We start from the raw sequence: 19,646 nt of genomic DNA on the forward strand, positions 1-19,646 counted from the left end.
TCGTCCGTCCCCTCACATCCGGAAGACGCCGAACTGGGGGTCACCCAGGGGCGCGTTGGCGCACGCGGTCAGGGCCAGTCCCAGGACCTGACGGGTGTCCAGCGGGTCGATCACACCGTCGTCCCAGAGGCGGGCCGACGCGTAGTAGGCGCTGCCCTGCCGCTCGTACTGGGCGCGGATCGGGGCCTTGAAGGCGTCCTCGTCCGCCGCCGGCCAGGACTCGCCGCGCGCCTCCAGCTGGTCGCGCTTGACGGTCGCGAGGACCGAGGCGGCCTGCTCGCCGCCCATGACGGAGATCTTGGCGTTCGGCCACATCCACAGGAAGCGGGGGGAGTACGCCCTGCCGCACATCGAGTAGTTGCCCGCGCCGTAGGAGCCGCCCACCACGACCGTCAGCTTCGGCACGCGGGTGCAGGCCACCGCCGTGACCATCTTGGCGCCGTGCTTGGCGATGCCGCCCGCCTCGTAGTCCTTGCCGACCATGAAGCCGGAGATGTTCTGGAGGAAGACCAGGGGGATGCCGCGCTGGTCGCACAGCTCGATGAAGTGGGCGCCCTTCTGGGCGGACTCGGAGAACAGGATGCCGTTGTTGGCGACGATGCCCACCGGGTGGCCGTGGATCCGGGCGAAGCCGGTGACCAGGGTCTGGCCGAACTCGGACTTGAACTCGGCGAACCGGGAGCCGTCGACGACCCGGGCGATGATCTCGCGCACGTCGTAGGGCGTGCGCGAGTCGACCGGGACCGCGCCGTAGAGGCTCTGGGGGTCGACCTTGGGTTCCGTCGCCTGCGTGACCTCCCAGGGGAGCGTCCCGCGCGCGGGGAGCGTGGAGACGATGGTGCGGACGATGCGCAGGGCGTGCGCGTCGTTCTCCGCGAGGTGGTCGGTGACGCCCGAGACGCGGGAGTGGACCTCGCCGCCGCCCAGCTCCTCCGCGGTGACGACCTCGCCGGTGGCCGCCTTCACCAGGGGCGGGCCGCCGAGGAAGATCGTGCCCTGCTCGCGGACGATCACCGCCTCGTCGCTCATCGCCGGGACGTACGCCCCGCCGGCCGTGCAGGAGCCGAGGACGGCGGCGATCTGGGGGATGCCGGCGCCGGACATACGGGCCTGGTTGTAGAAGATCCGGCCGAAGTGGTCGCGGTCGGGGAAGACCTCGTCCTGCATGGGGAGGAAGGCGCCGCCGGAGTCCACGAGGTAGACACAGGGGAGGCGGTTGTCGAGGGCGACCTCCTGGGCGCGGAGGTGCTTCTTGACCGTCATCGGGTAATACGTGCCGCCCTTGACGGTGGCGTCGTTGGCGATGATCACGGTCTCGCGGCCGCTGACCCGGCCGATGCCGGCGATGACACCGGCGGCCGGGGCCTGGTCCTCGTACATCCCGTCGGCCGCGAGCGGGGCCAGCTCCAGGAAGGGTGAGCCCGCGTCGAGGAGGGTGTCGACGCGGTCGCGGGGGAGCAGCTTGCCGCGCGCGGTGTGGCGGGCGCGGGACTTCTCGCCGCCGCCCTGGGCCGCTCGGGCGAGCTTGGCGCGCAGCTCGTCGACGAGGGTGCGGTGTGCCTCCTCGTTGGCCCGAAAGGGCTCCGACGCGGGGTCCGCCGCGGTCGTGAGCTCCGGTGCCTCGTACATCCTGCGGGTCCCCTCACCTTGTTAATGAGCGTTAACGCATTTCCTTCAGGTTAACGACCGCTAACCTCCCTGTCTAGAATTGTTTTCATGGCAACCAGGACCGACGCACCCACCCGCCGCGAGCAGATCCTCAAGGAGGCCGCCCGGCTCTTCGCCGAGCGTGGCTTCCATGGGGTCGGGGTCGACGAGATAGGCGCCGCGGTGGGGATCAGCGGGCCCGGTCTGTACCGGCATTTCGCGGGCAAGGACGCGATGCTCGCGGAGCTGCTGGTGGGGATCAGCGGGCGGTTGCTGACCGGGGCGAAGCGGCGGTTGTCGGAGGCGGAGGCGGACGGGGGTGTGGGGGCCGGGGTGGTCCTCGACTCGCTGATCGAGGGGCATATCGACTTCGCGCTCGACGACCGTCCACTGATCACCCTGCACGACCGGGAGCTGGACCGCCTCCGGGACAGCGACCGCAAGATGGTGCGGCAGCTGCAGCGGCAGTACGTGGAGCTGTGGGTCGGCGTGGTCCGCGAGGTCTACCCGGGGCTTGCGGAGCCCGCCGCGCGATCGGCCGTGCATTCGGTGTTCGGGCTGCTGAACTCCACGCCGCATCTGGGCAGGGCGGGGGCGCTGGCCGGGCGGGGGGCGGTCGCGGAGCTGCTGCACCGGATGGCGCGGGGGGCGTTCGCGGCGGCCGGCGAGTAGCGGCCCGCACTTGCCCAGGCTCCCGTGCCCAGGCTCCCGTCGGCGTGACGAGCGTTACGAACCCCACCCTGGACGCTGGTTGATACTCGCCGGTATCTTGGGGTGAGCAAGCGCTTAGACATACCGAGGTCCGTGGAGGTGGCGGCGTGCGCCGTACGGTGTTCAACGAGGATCACGAGGCGTTCCGGGAGACCATCCGCGCCTTCATCGAGGCCGAGGTCGTCCCGGTCTACGACGAGTGGTTCGCGGCGGGCCAGGCGCCCCGCGACTTCTACTACAAGCTCGCCGAGCTCGGCGTCTTCGGCATCCGCGTCGACGAGGAGTTCGGCGGCGCCGGCATCGACTCGTACAAGTTCGAAGCCGTGATGTACGAGGAGACCGCGCGCGCGGGCGTCCAGTTCGGCGGCTCCGGCGTGCACGTGCTGCTCGGCCTGCCGTACATCAAGATGCTCGCCTCCGACGAGCAGAAGAAGCGGTTCCTGCCGAAGTTCGTCTCCGGTGAGGAGATGTGGGCGCTGGCGATGACCGAGCCGGGCACCGGCTCCGACCTCGCGGGCATGAAGACCACCGCCAAGCTGAGCGAGGACGGCACGCACTACGTCCTCAACGGCGCCAAGACCTTCATCACCGGCGGCGTCCACGCCGACCGTGTGATCGTCTGCGCCCGCACCGCCGCGCCCAGCGCCGAGGACCGCCGCCACGGCATCTCCCTCTTCGCCGTGGACACCAAGTCCGAGGGCTACTCCGTCGGCCGCAAGCTCGACAAGCTCGGCCTGAAGACCTCCGACACCGCCGAGCTGGCGTTCGTCGACGTGAAGGTCCCGGTCGAGGACCTGCTCGGCGAGGAGAACAAGGGCTTCTACTACCTCGGCCACAACCTGGCCTCCGAGCGCTGGGGCATCGCCTTCGGCGCCTACGCGCAGGCCAAGGCCGCCGTCCGGTTCGCCAAGGAGTACGTGCAGGACCGCACCGTCTTCGGCAAGTCCGTCGCCTCCTTCCAGAACACCAAGTTCGAGCTGGCCGCCTGCCAGGCCGAGGTCGACGCCGCCGAGGCCGTCGCCGACCGCACGCTGGAGGCCCTGGACGCCGGCGAGCTGACCCCCGCCGAGGCCGCCTCCGCGAAGCTCTTCTGCACCGAGGTCGCCCACCGCGTCATCGACCGCTGCCTCCAGCTGCACGGCGGCTACGGCTTCATGAACGAGTACCCGATCGCCCGCCTGTACGCGGACAACCGCGTCAACCGCATCTACGGCGGCACCAGCGAGATCATGAAGTCGATCATCGCGAAGGACATGGGCCTGTAAACCGACTGTCGTCAACGGCCGGTACAACAGATCTCATGAGCCAGGCACTTCAGGATCTCCTCGATCTGCTCGACCTCGAGCAGATCGAGGAGAACATCTTCCGCGGCCGGTCCCGGTCCGCCGTCGTCCCCCGGGTCTTCGGCGGGCAGGTCGCGGCACAGGCGCTCGTCGCCGCCGGGCGTACGGTCCCCGAGGACCGGCCCGCGCACTCCCTGCACGCGTACTTCCTGCGCCCCGGGGATCCCGGCGCGCCCATCGTCTACACCGTCGACCGGATCCGCGACGGCCGCTCCTTCACCACCCGCCGCGTGGTCGCCGTCCAGCACGGCAAGCCGATCTTCCACCTCTCGGCGTCGTTCCAGACGTACGAGGACGGGCTGGACCACCAGGAGCCGATGCCCGCCGCACCCGACCCCGCCACGCTGCCCACCGGCGAGGAACGGCTGCGCGGCTACGACCACATCGACCCGGCCGTCGTGGAGAAGTTCGCGGAGGCCCGGGCGGCCGTCGACCTGCGGTACGTCGAGGAACCGCCCTACGGCAAATTCGGCGAGCCGCGCGAACCGCACTCACAGGTGTGGTTCCGCACCAACGGCAAACTGGGCGGCGCGGTCGACGAGCCGCTGCTGCACATCGTCCTCGCCACCTACGTCTCCGACATGACGCTGCTCGACTCCGTGCTGCTCGCGCACGGGCGGGGCGGCTGGGCCGTCGGTGACGTGGTCGGGGCCTCGCTGGACCACGCGATGTGGTTCCACCGGCCGTTCCGCGCCGACGAGTGGCTGCTCTACGACCAGGAGTCCCCGTCCGCGTACGGCGGCCGGGGACTGGGACAGGCCCGTATCTACACGCAGGACGGGCGCCTCGCCATCTCCGTGATCCAGGAGGGCGTGGTCCGCGTCCCGCGCGACCAGGGTTAGACGAGGCCCGCCTCCGCCAGCAGGTATGCCGTCATCGGGTCGTAGTGGCGGGGGCTGACCACGTGGTCGTCGAGGGGCACCGTCACCTGCACGGTGCCCTCGGCCTCGGCGATGAACAGGGCCGGGTCGTTGCAGTCGGCGTAGCCGACGGAGTCGACGCCGTGCTGTCCCGCGTACCCCGCCCAGCCGTGGTCCGCGACGACCAGGTCGGGCAGCGGGCGGCCCTCACGCTCCATGGCGGTCAGGATCGCCTTCATCGGCTCGCCCGAGTGGGTGTGCCAGAGGGTGGCCCCGTGCTCCAGCACCGCCACGTTCGCGAACTGCATGACGTAGCCCTCCTCGGTCGTCAGGCCCTCCGGGATGACGACGATCTCGCAGCCCGCCGCGCGCAGCGCCGCCGCGGTCGCACCGTGCACGTCCAGCAGGCCGCCGGGATGGCCGGTGGCGAACAGCACCCGCTGCTGCCCGTCCGCCGCCTTCCGCAGCCGCCCGGCCATGCGCTCCAGACCGGCGACGGTCAGCTCCGGGTCGATCGTGTCCTGGCCGTACCGGTGCTCCGGGTCGTCGTTCACACCCACCCGTTCCGCCATCACCGCGAGGACGTCCTGCTCGTCGGTCCAGCGGGCGCCGAGTTCCAGGCCGAGCCAGTAGTGGCGGTCGTTGTTCGCCAGCTTGCGGTAGTGGGAGAGGTTGTTCTCGCGGGGGGTGGCGACGTCGCCCGCGATGCGCGTCCTGACGAGGTGGTCGACGAGTTCGGCGCGGCTGGGTGTCCCGGGTATCGGCATGACAACCATTGTGGAGCAGCCGCCTGTGGGCGTCCCTGGCGTATCGCACGCTGGGATGTGCGTCACGTACTCAGAAGGGCCCCGCTCACCTACTCAGATGTGCCGCAGCGCGAACCAGAGTTCCATCCGTGTGTCCGGGTCCTCCAGGTCCGTCTCCAGCAGGGTCGCGCAGCGGGTGATGCGCTGCCGCACGGTGTTGCGGTGCACGGACAGGGCGACGGCCGTGCGGTCCCAACTGCCGTGCAGGGACAGCCAGGTGCGCAGCGTCTCGGTGAGCGCGGGGTGCGCCGTGACGGGGGCGAGGAGGGTACGGGCGTGGGCCGCCGCCTCGTCGGGCGGCACCAGGTCGGCGAGGGCCGGGCGCGGGGCGTGCCGCAGCAGCGGGATCCGGGTGGCGCGGGCCCGGGCCAGGGCGCGGGCCGCCTGCGTGTCGGCGGCAGGCCAGTCGTGCGGGGCGACGGCGGCGCTGACGCCCAGGGTCCAGCCGGGCAGCGGGGCCGGTGCCCGGTCGGCCGGGACCAGGACCCGTACGACATCGCCCGCCGGGTCGACCAGGGCGGAACCGAGCGCGGCGCCCAGCGCGGAGGCCGCGACGGCGTCCGCACGGCCCTCCCCGTCCCGCCGGGCCCGCACGACCACCCACCGCTCACCCCCGAGGAGCGACGCGACCTCCTCGGGCGCCGACCCCAGCAGCAGCCGCACCAGCGCGGACGAACGAGCGGCACCGGTGCCGCTCTGCTGCTCGCCGGTGAGCAGGGAGAGCAGCACGGCCGCCACGGACACGACGGTGTGATCCCCCGGCGCCCGCTGCGGCGTCGCGACCCCGAGCACGAACCCGTGCCCGGCACCGAGCGCATAGGCGGCGAGGTGCGTGCCGGCGACGGTGTCGGTGGCGGAGGTGGGGGAGGGGCGGCCGGGGTCGGTGGGTGGCTGACGGCCGGCCGGCGAGGCGGGGCCGTGGGCCGAGCGGGAGGGTGCCGCCTCGGGCTCACCCGCCTGGGCCCTGGTCGAGTGCGCACGCGGTGTGGAGCCGGTCTGCGATGCCGCACCCGCCGGAGGCGTGGGGCGGTCCGGCCGTACGACCTCAGCCAGCCCCGCCAACGCCTCGCGCACCTCATCCCCGGGCCTCCGCCCCGCCCCGGCGATCTCCGCGCCCTCCGGCCCGTACAGCACCGCCCACCCGCCGAGCCGCTGGGCGAGCTGGCGGAGGACCGAGGGGACCGGGTCGGGGCGGGAGGCGGCGGAGGTGAGGCTCTGCTGGGCCTCGGTGACGCGGCGGAGTTCGGCCAGACGGGACTGGGACATCAGCTGCCACACCGCGCGGGCCACGCCCGAGAAGGTGGTCTGGGGCGGCACCTCCAGCAGTGGCAGGCCGTGGGTCTCGCAGGCCGCGACCAGCGCCCTCGGCACCGTGTCGTGCACCGGTGCCACCCCGAAACCGAGGGCCGCGCCGCCCGCCGCCACGATCCGCGAGACGTAGTCGTCGAAGTAGGTCCCCGAGCCCGCCGCCTCCGGGATGTGCACGCCCGCCGTGAGCAGCAGCTCCCCGCCCAGCAGATACGGATACGGGTCCGCCATCTCCGAGGTGTGCACCCAGTGCACGACCGTCCCGGCGTCCTTCGGACCGGCGATCCGGCGCAGCGAGAGGTCCTCCCTGGCCAGGAGCGACGTGAGGAGGACGGGAGGTGTCGGGGGGACCACCGGGTCCGGCATGGTGTGCGTTCCCTCCAGCCGAGGCCGCTCGAATAGATGAAACGTACACTTCGCAGTCGCTTTCCGGCCACCTAGTGTCAGTGCTCGTCAACCTCGTCCCCCGCGACCGAGCCCTGCGCCCTGTGCGTGCGCGAAGGAGGCCCCATGGCCGTCGACTACCTCGTGATCGTCGTCTACCTGGCCGGAATGCTGGCCATGGGCTGGTGGGGCATGCGCCGCGCCCGCTCCAAGAGCGAGTTCCTGGTGGCGGGCCGCCGGCTCGGCCCCGCCATGTACTCCGGCACCATGGCGGCCATCGTCCTCGGCGGCGCCTCCACCATCGGCGGTGTGGGCCTCGGCTACCAGTACGGCCTCTCCGGCGCCTGGATGGTCTTCACCATCGGCCTCGGCCTGCTCGCCCTGTCCGTCTTCTTCTCCGCCCGCATCGCCCGGCTGAAGGTCTACACCGTCTCCGAGATGCTCGACCTGCGCTACGGCGGCCGGGCCGGAGTGATCTCCGGTCTCGTCATGTGGGCGTACACCCTCATGCTCGCGGTGACCTCGACCATCGCCTACGCCACGATCTTCGACGTCCTGTTCGACATGAACCGCACGCTCGCGATCGTCCTCGGCGGCTCCATCGTCGTCGCGTACTCCACCCTCGGCGGCATGTGGTCGATCACCCTGACCGACATGGTGCAGTTCGTCGTGAAGACCATCGGCGTGCTGCTCCTGCTGCTGCCGATCGCCGTGGTGAAGGCCGGCGGCTTCAGCGAGATGAAGGCCAAGCTGCCCACCGAGTACTTCGACCCGCTCGGCATCGGCGGCGAGACCATCTTCACCTACGTGCTGATCTACACCTTCGGCATGCTCATCGGGCAGGACATCTGGCAGCGCGTCTTCACCGCCCGCAGCGACACCACCGCCAAGTGGGGCGGCACCGTCGCCGGCACCTACTGCCTCGCCTACGCCCTCGCCGGCGCCGTCATCGGCACCGCCGCCAAGGTGCTCTACCCGAAGCTCGCCAGCCCCGACGACGCCTTCGCGACCATCGTCAAGGAGGAACTGCCCGTCGGAGTGCGAGGACTGGTGCTGGCCGCCGCCCTGGCCGCCGTGATGTCGACATCCTCCGGCGCGCTGATCGCCTGCGCCACCGTCGCCAACAACGACATCTGGTCCCGGCTGAGGGGCATCGTCAAGGCACCGGACGCCGAGAACGCGGACGACCACGACGAGGTGAAGGGCAACCGCGCCTTCATCCTCATCATGGGGCTCGCGGTCATCTGCACGGCCATCGCCATCGACAACGTCGTGGAGGCACTGACCGTCGCCTACAACCTCCTCGTCGGCGGCCTGCTCGTGCCGATCCTCGGCGGGCTGATCTGGAAGCGGGGCACCGTCCACGGCGCACTCGCCTCCGTCGTCGTCGGCGGACTCGCGGTCGTCGGCCTGATGGCGACCTACGGCATCCTCGCCAACGAGCCCGTCTACTACGGTCTGCTCGCCTCCCTCGCCGCCTATCTGGTCGTCTCCTTCGCCACCCCGGCCACCGACGCCGCCGTCCTCGCCGCCTGGCGCGAGCGGCTCGCCGGACGGGCACCCGAACCCGAGTCCGAACTCGCGTCCGAACCGGCCGCGACTCCCCGGTAAGGTCATAAGGCAAGCAGTACATACGCGATGAAGCGTAGGAAAGAGAGCATTTCTTCATGAGCAGCAACGAGACTCCCCGCGGGCCCGTCGACTCCTCCCGCGTCCCGCGCTACGCGGGCCCCGCGACCTTCGCCCGGCTGCCCCGGCTCGACGAGGTCGGCGGACGAGCCGATGTCGCCGTGGTCGGCGTGCCGTTCGACTCGGGTGTCTCGTACCGGCCGGGCGCCCGCTTCGGCGGCAACGCGATCCGCGAGGCGTCCCGGCTGCTGCGCCCCTACAACCCCGCGCAGGACGCCTCCCCGTTCGCCCTCGCGCAGGTCGCGGACGGCGGCGACATCGCCGTCAACCCGTTCAACATCAACGAGGCCGTCGAGACCGTCGAAGCCGCCGCCGACGACCTGCTCGGCACCGGCGCCCGCATGATGACCCTCGGCGGCGACCACACCATCGCGCTGCCCCTGCTGCGCTCGGTCGCGAAGAAGCACGGCCCGGTCGCCCTGCTCCACTTCGACGCCCACCTCGACACCTGGGACACCTACTTCGGCGCCGAGTACACGCACGGCACCCCCTTCCGGCGCGCCGTCGAGGAAGGCATCCTCGACACCTCCGCCCTCTCCCACGTCGGCACCCGCGGCCCGCTCTACGGCAAGCAGGACCTCACCGACGACGAGAAGATGGGCTTCGGCATCGTCACCTCCGCGGACGTCTACCGCCGCGGCGCCGACGAGGTCGCCGACCAGCTCCGCCAGCGCATCGGCGACCGGCCGCTGTACATCTCCATCGACATCGACTGCCTCGACCCGGCCCACGCGCCCGGCACGGGCACGCCCGAGGCCGGCGGCATGACCTCGCGCGAACTGCTGGAGATCCTGCGCGGGCTGTCGTCCTGCAACCTGGTCTCCGCCGACGTCGTGGAGGTGGCCCCCGCGTACGATCACGCCGAGATCACGTCGGTGGCCGCCTCCCACACGGCGTACGAACTGACCACGATCATGTCCCGCCAGATCGCCGCGGCCCGGAAGGACTCGGAAGCCAAGTGACTCACGACCACGACCTGGTACTCCGCCCGACGCCCGCACAGACGGAGGCCGCCCTCAACCCTCCACCCGGCCGCAACGGCGGGGACCTGGTCGTGGAGACGCTGGCCGGGCTGGGCGCGACGACCGTCTTCGGTCTGCCCGGCCAGCACGCGCTCGGCATGTTCGACGCCCTGCGCCGCTCGGACCTCAGGTACATCGGCCTGCGAGTGGAGAACAACGCCGGATTCGCCGCCGACGCCTACGGCCGGATCACCGGCGAGGCCGCGCCCCTGCTGCTGTCGACCGGGCCGGGAGCCCTCACCTCCCTCGCCGCGCTCCAGGAGGCGGCGGCCGCCTCCGCGCCCGTACTGGCGATCGGCAGCCAGATCCCCAGCGCCGGCCTCGGCGGCGGCCGGCACGGCTATCTGCACGAACTGCCCGACCAGGCCGCCTCGTTCCGGGGCGTCGTCAAGTCGGTCCACACCGTCCGCACCCAGTCGCAGATCCCGTCCGCCATCGAAGCGGCCTGGAAGTCGGCCCTGACCGCCCCGCACGGCCCGGTGTGGGTGGAGATCCCGCAGGACGTGCTGCTCGCAGAGACCGCGATCCCGGTCGTGACCGGCGGCGACGCCTTCCCCGAGGAACTGCCGCCGCGCCCCGAACTGACCGCCGTAGCCGCCCACCTGCTGTCCCGGGCCGAACGCCCGGCGATCATCGCGGGCGGGGGAGTCGTACGGGCGGACGCCTCCGGCAAGCTGAAACAGCTCGCCGAACTCCTCCAGGCACCGGTCGTCACCACCCCCGGCGGCAAGGGCGCCTTCCCCTGGAAGCACCCGCTGTCCCTCCAGTCCTGGATCGAGGACCGGCACACCACCGACTTCCTGGAGGACGCGGACGTCCTCCTCGTGGTCGGCTCGGGACTCGGGGAACTCTCCTCGAACTACCACACGTTCAAGCCGCGCGGCCGAGTGATCCAGATCGAGGCGGACCTCGGCAAACTGGAGTCCAACCACCCGGCCCTGGGCATCCACGCGGACGCCCGCCTCGCGCTGCAGGCACTGCTGGAGACGGTGTCCGAACGCCCGGACCCGGACGCCCCGGAGCGCGTACGCGAGGTGCTCGGAAAGGTCACCGAGCGCATCGCCTCCCAGGAGCTGACCCTGGAGCAGGACGTACTGGCCTCCGTCCGCAGGGCGCTGCCCGCCGACTCCCCGTCCTTCTGGGACATGACGATCCTCGCGTACTGGGCCTGGTCGGCCTTCGACGCCAAGGGCCCCAACCACATGCACTCCGCCCAGGGCGCGGGCGGCCTCGGCTACGGCTTCCCCGCGGCACTCGGCGCCGCGGCCGCCGACCCGACCCGGCCGGTCCTCGCGGTCTCCGGCGACGGCGGCGCCCTGTACTCGATCGCCGAGCTCGCGACGGCCCGCCAGTACGACCTCAACGTCACCTGGCTGATCGTCGACGACGGTGGCTACGGCATCCTGCGCGAGTACATGAGCGACGCGTTCGGCGAGGCGACCGCCACGGAACTCACCCGGCCGGACTATGTGGCCCTGGCGGAGTCCTTCGGCGTCCCCGGGGTCCGTACGACCCCTCAGACCCTGGAGCAGGACCTCGCCAAGGCACTCGCCGCGCCCGGTCCCTCGGTGGTCCTGCTCCCGGCCGTGCTGCGGATGTTCGCGCCGACGCATCTGGACTGAGCGCCGGCTGCGAACACACCGGGCCTACAGGCCGTCGCGGACCATCGCGGCGACGATGTGGACGTGCCGGTCGGCCGCCGTGGCCGACCACTCGTTGTCGTAGTTCAGGCCGTAGGGCCAGAAGTGCCCGCCGCCGGTGGAGATCTTCGCGGCGGAGCCGTCGTACTGCCTGACGAGGGCGGTGGCCTGTCCGCCGGTCCAGGTGCCGCTGCCGCCGAGGCGGGACCAGCCCGAGCTGGTGCCCACGCCGATGGTGTGGGAGATCTCGTGCAGGGCCGTCCGCTCGTTCATGTAGCTGCGGTTGCTGCCGAAGCGGATCGTCCCGTTGATGTTGCCGTCGGCGGTGGGGACGCCCGGCTCGTAGCGGACGGTGAGGGTCTTGCCCAGGTCGCTGAGGTTGTTGTAGCGGGCCACGGCGGCGTTCATGGCCCTGGTGATCAGGTCGTAGGCCGAGCGCTGGTCCTCCGTGGGGTTGCTCGCGCGGACCAGGGACCAGGTGATGGTGGCCGCCGCGGCGCGGTCGCGGGCCGGGGCGGGGGCCGCGGTGGTCTGCGTCTGCGGGGTGGCGGCCTGGGCGGCGACGCCGGGGCCGACGAGCAGCGCGGCGGCCAAGGCGGCGACGACTGCCTTGCGTGGGCTCATGGGGGATCCTCCTGTGGGGGTGGCCGTGACGCGTAGGGCGAAACCTCGTACGGCGTTCGGGATCTCGGACGTGCGGGACCGCTGGCGGTATCAGATCGGAAGAGGCGAACTCAGCTCGCTGACACGGCAGTTGGGCCCGCTGTCGACCGCAAGTATCCCGATGGGAAAGACGGCGTCAAGAGTTCCCGCAGTGGTCAGTGGAACCAGAAGAGGATCGTGTCCTGGTTCGTCCCGAGCTTCCGCGCACTCTCCCACTCCTCCGCCTCGAACCGCATGACCTCGGCGAACCGGCGGGCCGCGTCGCGGTACTCGGGATCGAGACGGTCCAGCACGGACCCGTAGGCGTCGGTGAGGGCCCCGGCCCGCTGGGCCGGCAGGGTCCCGATGGCCGGCACCGCGTCCCCGGGGTGGGGGAGGCGCAGCGGCGGGCCGCCGAACAGGAACGAGCCGGGGAGCAGGTCGGACGGCACGCCGTGCCGGGCCAGTTCGTCGTCCATGGCGTAGAACCACGTAGGCCGCCGCCACTGCCCGAGGTCGGTCGGGTCGGAGAAGTGCGCCGCGACGGCCTGGTAGAAGGCGTAGCTGTACGACGGGCAGAGGTCGGTGCTCGGGGTGCCCTCGATCAGCTCCTCCAGGGCCTGGGCGATGGAGACGTCGAGGTCGATGCCCTGCTCCCGGAACCGGACGTCGGTCCGCTCGCACTCCGTACGCACCCGGGCGAGCGTGCGCTCCTGCCGCTCGGTCCGCTCCACCGCGGTGAGCAGCCGCACCACCGTCCGCATGTCGCCGGTGCTCATCTCCAGGCAGTAGCCCACGCCTGCGTTTCCCTTCACCTGTTCGCCGGAACTCGGTGTCCATGATCGGGGACAGGGGAACGGCCCCTGACCGAGGGGTCGGGGGCCGTTCGTCCGTGCGCGCGTGGGAATCAGCCGACGTCGGACGGGTCCAGACGGTAGATCGACGACTGGTTCGACGACTGGTTCGACTGCGACGAGGAGCTGGAGCCCGAGTTCGAGCCCGAGCTGGTGCTCTTGCTGTACGCGCTCTCCTTCACCGCCGTGCCGTGCTTCTGCACCCACGCCGTCACCTCGGAGCTGACACTGCTGCCGCCGCCGGGGCCGCCGCCCATGCCGCCGCCGAGCTGGATGTAGTGCAGCTCGCCGCTCTTCACCAGCTCCTTGAGCTTGGCCAGGGTCATCGCCTTGTCGGAGCCGGACCAGCCCCACATGGAGATGACGGGCTCCCCGCTGCTCACGATCAGCTGGGCGGCGCCCTGCGAACTGGACACGGCCAGCAGCCACTTCGCGCCGTCCTGGTGCTTCTTCAGATACGAGATGAGCTCGCTGCTCGCGCCGCCCATGCCGCCACCGCCCATGCCACCGCCGGGGCCGCCGCCCATGCCGCCGGGCTGACCGCCGGTACTGCCCGTACCGCCCGGTTGGCCGCCGGTGCCGCTCTCGGCCGTACCGCTGCCGCTGCCGCCACCGGTGCCGTTCGGGGGCGTGCCTCCCGCACCGCCGGTGCCGCCGGGGGCCTGCCCGCCGGACGGCATCTCGCCACTCGGGAGGCCCCCACCGGCCTGGGTGTTGCCGCCCCTGCCCTCGGTGTTGCCGTCACCGGCCTGCGCGTTGCCGCCACCCGCCTGGGCGTTCCCGCCCTGCTGGCCACCGCCATTGCCACCGCCGTTGCCACCCGGCATGCCGTCACCGGAACCGCCCGGGAATCCCCGGCCGCCACCGCCGCCGCCCCCGGGGCCGCCGAAGCCGCTGCCCGTCGACGGGCCCGCGGTCGGGTTCGTACCGCCCATGCCGCCGCCCGAACCGGACGGCACCGACCAGGCGTACGCCGCCGGACCCGCCACGGCGGCGACGACCGCCGCCACCACGGATACCGCCAGCAGCCGTACCCGTGTCCCGGACGCGGACCGGAAGACGAGCAGTCCCACGATCGCCAGCGCCATGACCACGGCGATCGCCGGCCACAGCCAGGTGTTCCAGCCGGAGGCCCGCCGCAGGAGTACGACAGCCCAGACGGCCGTGACGCCCAGCCCGGCCGGCAGCACCCACGCCCACCGCTTGTCGGCGCGGAACGCGCGCAGCAGCATCACACCGCCGCCTCCGCACAGCGCCGCGATGCCGGGGGCGAGCGCGGTCGTGTAGTACGGGTGCATCGTGCCCTCGGCCATGGCGAAGGTCAGGTAGTGCAGGGCCGTCCAGCCGCCCCACAGCAGCAGCGCGGCGCGGGTGAGGTCGGTGCGCGGGGCGCGGCCGCACAGCACCAGTCCGCCGACGCAGGCGATGGCCGCGAAGGGGATCAGCCAGGAGATCTGGCCGCCGAGGATGTCGTTGAAGAGCCGGCCGAGCCCCGCGGTACCCGAGAAGCCGCCGCCTCCGCCACCGCCGCCTCCGCCGTTGCCCTCGCCGCCGAGGATCCGGCCCAGACCGTTGTAGCCCATGATCAGGTCCCAGGCCGTGCCGTCCGTCGAACCGCCGATGTAGGGGCGGTCGTCGGCCGGGACGAGCGAGACCGCCGCCGCCCACCAGAAGCTGGACACGGCCAGCGCGACACCCGCGACGAGGAGGTTGACGACGCGCCTCACGAGCTTCGGCTTCGCCGCGTACAGATAGACCGCGAAGACGGCGGGCAGCGCGATGTACCCCTGGAGCATCTTCGTGTTGAAGGCGAGGCCGAAGCAGACCGCGGAGCCGACCAGCGGCGACAACTTGCCGTTGTGGACGGCCCGCAGGGCGAGCGCCGCTCCGCCGGCCATCAGGAACACCAGCAGGGTGTCGGGGTTGTTGTCACGGTTGATGGCGACCGTGATCGGGGTCAGGGCCAGGACCAGCGCGGCCACCGTCGCCGCGCAGCGGCCCCACACCCGCTTCACCGAGGCGTGCACGATCCAGATCGTCGCCAGCGCGACCAGGACCATCGGCAGCATCATCTGCCAGGTGCCGTAACCGAACACCCGGCACGACAGACCCATGACCATCAGAGCGAACGGCGGCTTGTCGACGGTGAGGAAGTTGCCCGCGTCCAGCGAGCCGAAGAACCACGCCTTCCAGCTCTCCGTGCCGCTCAGCACGGCCGCGCTGTAGAAGCTGTTGAGGCTGGAGCCGGACAGGTTCCAGGAGTAGAGCACCGCGGCCAGGGCGAGGATCGCGAGCAGCGCGGGCAGCGACCAGCGCGGGGCGGCGGTGTCCCCGGGCGGGGGTGCGGCGGGCTCGGCGGTGCGGATCTGGGGTTCGGTGGCAGATGTCACCCTTGCACGATGCACACCGCCGATGGGGGCGGACTGTGTCCTGTCTGGGAGCAGGCTGTGGATAGCCCGCCGCCCGGGGCGTTACGGGGATGAGCTCCAAGGGGCGAGCAGGTCTTGGAGCAGCTGGGCGAAGACGCTGTCCAGCGTGTCCTCCCAGGCCTGGTTGCCGGCGGCTTCGGGGCAGAGGGCGGTGGGGCGGCCGATCCAGAGGATCTTCCAGGGCCTGGTGTTCAGCGCGGCGTCGCCCCAGACCCCGCCGTGCGGGGAGAGCGGGTGGAGCAGATCGCTGATCCGTTCCGTCGCGATCTGTACCAGTGGGCCCTCGATCACGCTGTGCGCGGTCGTGAACGCACCTGGGGAGGAGCGGGCGACGGCGGCCGTCGTCGGATGGCGACGGATGGTGCGCGCCACTTCGGTCAGATGGTGGGTGATTCCTGTGACGGTGCCGTCGCTGGGACAGGCGCGCCGAGCTGTGTCGAAGGCGTGCGCCAGTTCCGTCCTGAGCGCGAGCAGGTGCAGCGCGGTGGCCGACTTCCAGTTGGAGTAGAGGAAGTTGCGTGACGTGCCGCAGCTACGGGCGATGGCCGCCAGGGAAACATTCAGGCCGTCGGTGCGCATGAGTGTGCGCACTGTGGCGATCACGTTTCCTGTGCTGTGAGGGTCGTGCAGGTACGAGAATCCCGGGCTCATGCCACTCATCCTTCTTAAAGTGTGAGCACGCGGGAGGCAGTTGCCAATGATGCGCTCGAATGAGCGATGGGTGAACGGGGGGACGGGGAGTGCTCACGGTTTTTGGGAGAGGTGGTGTTTGATGGCGGTGATGAACGACGACCAACCATCAGAGCCAAAGACCAACGCCGGGCCCTTCGGGTTCTTGGAGTCCCGGACAGGAATGCCTGATTCGTAGTCGTCCAGCACCTCGACGCAGCTGCCCCCGTCGTTCCCGCTGTACGACGACTTGCGCCAGCCGCTGAGTGTGGCGGCGTTCGGTATCGTGCGCTCAGTCATGGTGTCCGTATTCCTTCGCTGTCGCCTTGAGCAGGGCGAGTGACTCCCTCAACGGCAGTGCATCGCTCAGTGCGAGATCGTAGGCGCCCTGAATGCGCTGGACCAGGGCCGGGGAGTCGTGCACCTTGCCCATGTGGAGGCCCTCTGTATAGGCCACCGGCGGCTGATCCTCGAACCACATCAGCGACACCATGCTGTGCAGCAGCGGATGGGCGCCCAGGCCGAACGGCACCACATGTACGCGCACGCGCTCGGCCTCGACCAAGCGGACGATGTGCACGAGCTGTTCCGCCATGACCTCCTGGCCACCGACTGGGCGGCGCAGCACTGCCTCGTCCAGCAGCGCCCACACCACGGGCGTCACGGGGTCGGCGAGGATCTTCGATCGCTCAAGCCGTGTGACGACGAGCCTGTCACACTCCTGTTCACTCCACGGGGGGAAGGCGGTGCTCAGGACCGCACGTACGTACCTCTCCGTCTGCAGGATGCCGGGCACATGGGACAGCGCGAACTCGCGGATCATTGTTGCCTGTTGTTCGAGCTCCAGCGCTGCAGCGAAGTGATCCGCAACTGCTCGGTCATCCTGCGGCAGGAAACTGCTCAGCACATTCCCCGTGTTCAACGCCCTGTCCAGGCGCCGTGCGTCCTCCTTCGACGGAATGCGGCGTCCCGCCTCGATGTGCGAGATGTGCGACCGGGTCATGACCGCCATGTCGGCCAATTGCTGCTGCGTCAGCCCGGCCGCCTCGCGCTGCTGCTTGAGCCAGTCACCGTACGTGCTGGTCATGGCCACTCCCTTGCGACAAATGCCTGGTCACACCGCACCCTCTGGCGAGCCTAGCCCGGCACCTCTCACTCTGTGAGTGGATCGCTACACAAAGCGATACCCCCGCGACCGTGCGACCGGTCCGGGGGCGTGGCCATCAACGACCCTACGGAGTTGAAGACATGAGTCACCGTATCGCCCGTCTCCCCTATCTGGTCGCCCATGGAGAGGACCGCGTGACCGGCGGCGGCCGCGGCGGCCAGGCCGACACCATGAGACTGCTCCCCTGGTCCGGTCAGGGAGGCAAGCCCTGTTACCTCGTCGGCGACGGGACCGGATACCTCTCCCGCGTGGCCGACGACATCGAGTGCCTGCAACTGGATATGGCCGCCCGACTCCTGGACCACGCCACCGACATGCTCGCCGACCACAAGGCCACCACCGCGCAGCTCCGTTTCCTGGTGGCCCGGATGACCGAGGCGCTGCGCGACGTCCACCGCGTCGCGGAGAGCAGGGGCGCCAGACTTCCCGCACCCGACGGCGGTCACATCGCCTCTCGGTAACGACTCGTACACGCCTTCCCCAAGGCCTACAACCTTTGCCCCTGGTCCGCGAGTCAAGGGTGCATGACTTCTGGGATATCCCGCCGTGGGAGAGTGCTGGCGGCGGCCGTGGGTACGGGTGTGCTCGTGCCGCTCATCGCCGCCGCCACGCCCGCCGCCGCTGCCGCGCCGACCGTGACCTGCAGCTCGGCCAAGGCCGGCCTGGCCGCCAAGCTGAAGAAGGACATCACCGCCGCGCTGGCCGGCCGCAAGGGCACGGTGGCCGTCGGCCTCTACGACCGCAGTACCAACACGACGTGCACGCTGCGCGCGAGTTCCGCCTACGACTCGGCCAGTGTCGTCAAGGTGACTGTTCTGGCCGCCCTGCTCTGGGACGCGAAGAAGTCGAACCGGTATCTCACCGACCGCGAGAACTCCCTCGCCAAGGCGATGATCACCAAGTCGGACAACGCGGCGACCTCCACGCTGTGGAAGCAGCTCGGCATGACGAAGATCAAGGGCTTCCTCAGTGCCGCCGGCATGACCCAGACCAAGCCCGGCGCGAACGGCTACTGGGGCCTGACCCAGATCACCGTCACCGACGAGCAGAAGCTGCTGAAGCTCCTCACCGCCAAGAACGCGGTCCTGAGCGACAACTCCCGCTCCTACATCGTGAAGTTGATGGGCCAGGTCGTCTCGTCCCAGCGCTGGGGAACGCCGTACGGGGTGCCCTCGGGCGTCACCGTGGCCGTCAAGAACGGCTGGCTGCAACGCTCCACGAACGGCTGGCGGGTGCACAGCGTCGGCGCGTTCAAGGGCGGCGGCCACGACTATGTGATGACGGTGCTCACCCACGGCAACAGCACCATGAACTACGGCATCACCACCATCCAGGCCGTGGCGAAGGTCATCCACAAGGACCTGGCCGCGAGCTGACCCTTCACCGCGCGGCCTACCCGGCGTCACCGGCCCGTCCTACGGTGACGCCCATGCCTCTGAGAACCCGCCTCGCCCTTCTCACCGCAGGCCTGACGGCGGCCACCTGCCTGACCGCCGTCGGCCCCGCCCATGCACACACCTCGCAGCCCTCGCACGCCTGCTCGCCGTCCGTCTCCATCGACCGCTTCTCCGACGCGCTCGACAAGACGACGTACGAGGACACCTTCGTCGGCAACATCTCCGCGCTCGCCGTGGACAGCGACGGCTCCCTCGCCGCCCTCTCTGACCGCTCGTCGCTGTTCCGCCTGGACGCGCGGACGCTGAAGCCCCGCTCCGTCGTCCCGCTCACCGACGAGACCGGGGCGGCTCTCGACTCCGAGGGCCTGGTCGTCGACCGGGACGGCACCCGCCTGGTCACCTCGGAGACCGAGCCCTCCATACGCCGCTACTCCCGCACCGGCACGATCCTCGACCGTCTCCCGGTCCCGGACGACCTGCGCGTGACCCCGGCGGGCCGTGCCCGGCCCAACGGCACGTTCGAGGGCCTGACCCTGCTGCCCGGCGGTCGCACCTTGGTGGCCTCGATGGAGTACCCGCTCTCCGGCGACAGCGCTGACACGGTCCGCTTCCAGACCTGGGACCGCCACCGGGGCCACTTCCGGCTCGGGCGCCAGTACGCGTACCGCACGGACCCCGCCCTCGGCGTCTCCGAGATCCAGGCCACCCCCGACGGCCGCCTCCTGGTCCTGGAACGCGGCTTCACCTCCGGCGTCGGCAACACGGTCCGCCTCTACCTGGCCGACCCCCGCCACGCGATGCGGAAGACCCTGCTCACCGACCTCGCCACCTGCCCCACCCTCGGAGCCACGGCCAAGCAACCCCAGCCGAACCCCCTCCTCGACAACATCGAGGCCATGACGATCACGGGCCGTACGAAGAACACCCTGAAGGTCCTGCTCGCCAGCGACGACAACCAGAACCCGACACAAACGACCCGCTTCTATTACTTGCGGGTAAGGGCAACGCCTTTCCTTTAGGGGCGCGGGGAACTGCGCGATCAACCCCCACACAGCCGCACCCGAAGAACAACCGATC

Annotated in this window: 18 protein-coding genes; 9 read left to right on the forward strand and 9 right to left on the reverse strand. The window is 70.8% G+C overall.

Annotation, left to right across the window (positions count from 1 at the left end):
- Positions 1–12: 12 nt before the first annotated feature.
- Complete coding sequence (locus KJK29_RS24155) at positions 13–1,629, reverse strand: carboxyl transferase domain-containing protein (RefSeq protein WP_215121215.1); 1,617 nt, start codon at positions 1,627–1,629, stop codon at positions 13–15.
- 87 nt (positions 1,630–1,716) lie between these two features.
- Here KJK29_RS24155 and KJK29_RS24160 point away from each other — a divergent pair, with 87 nt between their 5' ends.
- The 3 genes from KJK29_RS24160 to KJK29_RS24170 all read left to right on the forward strand — a co-directional run bounded on the left by KJK29_RS24160 (position 1,717) and on the right by KJK29_RS24170 (position 4,543).
- Positions 1,717–2,319: an SACE_7040 family transcriptional regulator gene (locus tag KJK29_RS24160; protein WP_215121216.1), complete on the forward strand. Its 603-nt coding sequence runs from the start codon at positions 1,717–1,719 to the stop codon at positions 2,317–2,319.
- A gap of 146 nt (positions 2,320–2,465) precedes the next feature.
- Positions 2,466–3,623 (forward strand): acyl-CoA dehydrogenase family protein, encoded by a 1,158-nt coding sequence (locus KJK29_RS24165; RefSeq protein ID WP_215121217.1) that lies wholly within the window; start codon positions 2,466–2,468, stop codon positions 3,621–3,623.
- 35 nt (positions 3,624–3,658) lie between these two features.
- Complete coding sequence (locus KJK29_RS24170; protein ID WP_215121218.1) at positions 3,659–4,543, forward strand: acyl-CoA thioesterase; 885 nt, start codon at positions 3,659–3,661, stop codon at positions 4,541–4,543.
- Here the strand turns inward: KJK29_RS24170 and KJK29_RS24175 are convergent.
- Together KJK29_RS24175 and KJK29_RS24180 are read right to left on the reverse strand one after the other, a co-directional pair.
- Entirely contained in the window at positions 4,540–5,328 is a 789-nt protein-coding gene (locus KJK29_RS24175) for a phosphatase (RefSeq protein ID WP_215121219.1), read from the reverse strand. The two genes, KJK29_RS24170 and KJK29_RS24175, sit on opposite strands and share 4 nt — an antisense overlap.
- 93 nt (positions 5,329–5,421) lie before the next feature.
- Positions 5,422–7,041 carry a PucR family transcriptional regulator gene (locus KJK29_RS24180; RefSeq protein ID WP_215121220.1) on the reverse strand — a complete coding sequence of 540 codons (1,620 nt, stop codon included), beginning with the start codon at positions 7,039–7,041 and terminating at the stop codon, positions 5,422–5,424.
- Positions 7,042–7,185: 144 nt separating this feature from the next.
- Here KJK29_RS24180 and KJK29_RS24185 point away from each other — a divergent pair, with 144 nt between their 5' ends.
- The 3 genes from KJK29_RS24185 to KJK29_RS24195 are packed head-to-tail and all read left to right on the forward strand — an operon-like array spanning position 7,186 to position 11,392.
- Positions 7,186–8,670: a sodium:solute symporter gene (locus tag KJK29_RS24185; RefSeq protein WP_215121221.1), complete on the forward strand. Its 1,485-nt coding sequence runs from the start codon at positions 7,186–7,188 to the stop codon at positions 8,668–8,670.
- Positions 8,671–8,726: 56 nt separating this feature from the next.
- Positions 8,727–9,710 (forward strand): agmatinase, encoded by a 984-nt coding sequence (speB, locus tag KJK29_RS24190; RefSeq protein WP_215121222.1) that lies wholly within the window; start codon positions 8,727–8,729, stop codon positions 9,708–9,710.
- Positions 9,707–11,392: a thiamine pyrophosphate-binding protein gene (locus KJK29_RS24195; protein WP_215121223.1), complete on the forward strand. Its 1,686-nt coding sequence runs from the start codon at positions 9,707–9,709 to the stop codon at positions 11,390–11,392. The genes speB and KJK29_RS24195 overlap by 4 nt, the downstream gene beginning before the upstream one ends.
- 24 nt (positions 11,393–11,416) lie before the next feature.
- Here the strand turns inward: KJK29_RS24195 and KJK29_RS24200 are convergent, their stop codons facing one another.
- From KJK29_RS24200 to KJK29_RS24225, 6 genes are all read right to left on the reverse strand, one after another.
- Positions 11,417–12,034, reverse strand: a complete 618-nt coding sequence (locus KJK29_RS24200) for a hypothetical protein (RefSeq protein WP_215121224.1) — start codon at positions 12,032–12,034, stop codon at positions 11,417–11,419.
- A 194-nt stretch (positions 12,035–12,228) separates the two neighbouring features.
- A complete protein-coding gene (locus KJK29_RS24205) occupies positions 12,229–12,867 on the reverse strand; it encodes a DUF7691 family protein (protein WP_251057922.1) in 639 nt (212 codons plus the stop codon).
- A 92-nt stretch (positions 12,868–12,959) separates the two neighbouring features.
- On the reverse strand, positions 12,960–15,296 hold the full coding sequence (locus KJK29_RS24210; RefSeq protein WP_215121225.1) for an ArnT family glycosyltransferase: 2,337 nt from the start codon (positions 15,294–15,296) through the stop codon (positions 12,960–12,962).
- An 81-nt stretch (positions 15,297–15,377) separates the two neighbouring features.
- Complete coding sequence (locus KJK29_RS24215) at positions 15,378–15,914, reverse strand: hypothetical protein (protein ID WP_251057923.1); 537 nt, start codon at positions 15,912–15,914, stop codon at positions 15,378–15,380.
- A gap of 165 nt (positions 15,915–16,079) precedes the next feature.
- Positions 16,080–16,304, reverse strand: a complete 225-nt coding sequence (locus KJK29_RS24220) for a DUF397 domain-containing protein (protein WP_215121227.1) — start codon at positions 16,302–16,304, stop codon at positions 16,080–16,082.
- On the reverse strand, positions 16,297–17,091 hold the full coding sequence (locus tag KJK29_RS24225) for a helix-turn-helix domain-containing protein (protein WP_215121228.1): 795 nt from the start codon (positions 17,089–17,091) through the stop codon (positions 16,297–16,299). Before KJK29_RS24225 ends, KJK29_RS24220 begins: the two co-directional genes overlap by 8 nt.
- Before the next feature lie 251 nt (positions 17,092–17,342).
- On the opposite strand from KJK29_RS24225, the gene KJK29_RS24230 reads away from it, so the two are divergent.
- The 3 genes from KJK29_RS24230 (at position 17,343) to KJK29_RS24240 (ending at position 19,588) form a co-directional block, all read left to right on the forward strand.
- The gene (locus KJK29_RS24230) at positions 17,343–17,633 is read left to right on the forward strand and encodes a hypothetical protein (RefSeq protein ID WP_215124441.1); all 291 of its coding nucleotides are present in this window, start codon (positions 17,343–17,345) and stop codon (positions 17,631–17,633) included.
- A gap of 63 nt (positions 17,634–17,696) precedes the next feature.
- Complete coding sequence (locus KJK29_RS24235) at positions 17,697–18,548, forward strand: serine hydrolase (protein ID WP_215121229.1); 852 nt, start codon at positions 17,697–17,699, stop codon at positions 18,546–18,548.
- Positions 18,549–18,601: 53 nt separating this feature from the next.
- Positions 18,602–19,588 carry an esterase-like activity of phytase family protein gene (locus KJK29_RS24240; RefSeq protein WP_215121230.1) on the forward strand — a complete coding sequence of 329 codons (987 nt, stop codon included), beginning with the start codon at positions 18,602–18,604 and terminating at the stop codon, positions 19,586–19,588.
- Positions 19,589–19,646: the final 58 nt, after the last annotated feature.

Source organism: Streptomyces koelreuteriae (assembly GCF_018604545.1).
In the GTDB taxonomy this organism is placed as follows: domain Bacteria; phylum Actinomycetota; class Actinomycetes; order Streptomycetales; family Streptomycetaceae; genus Streptomyces; species Streptomyces koelreuteriae.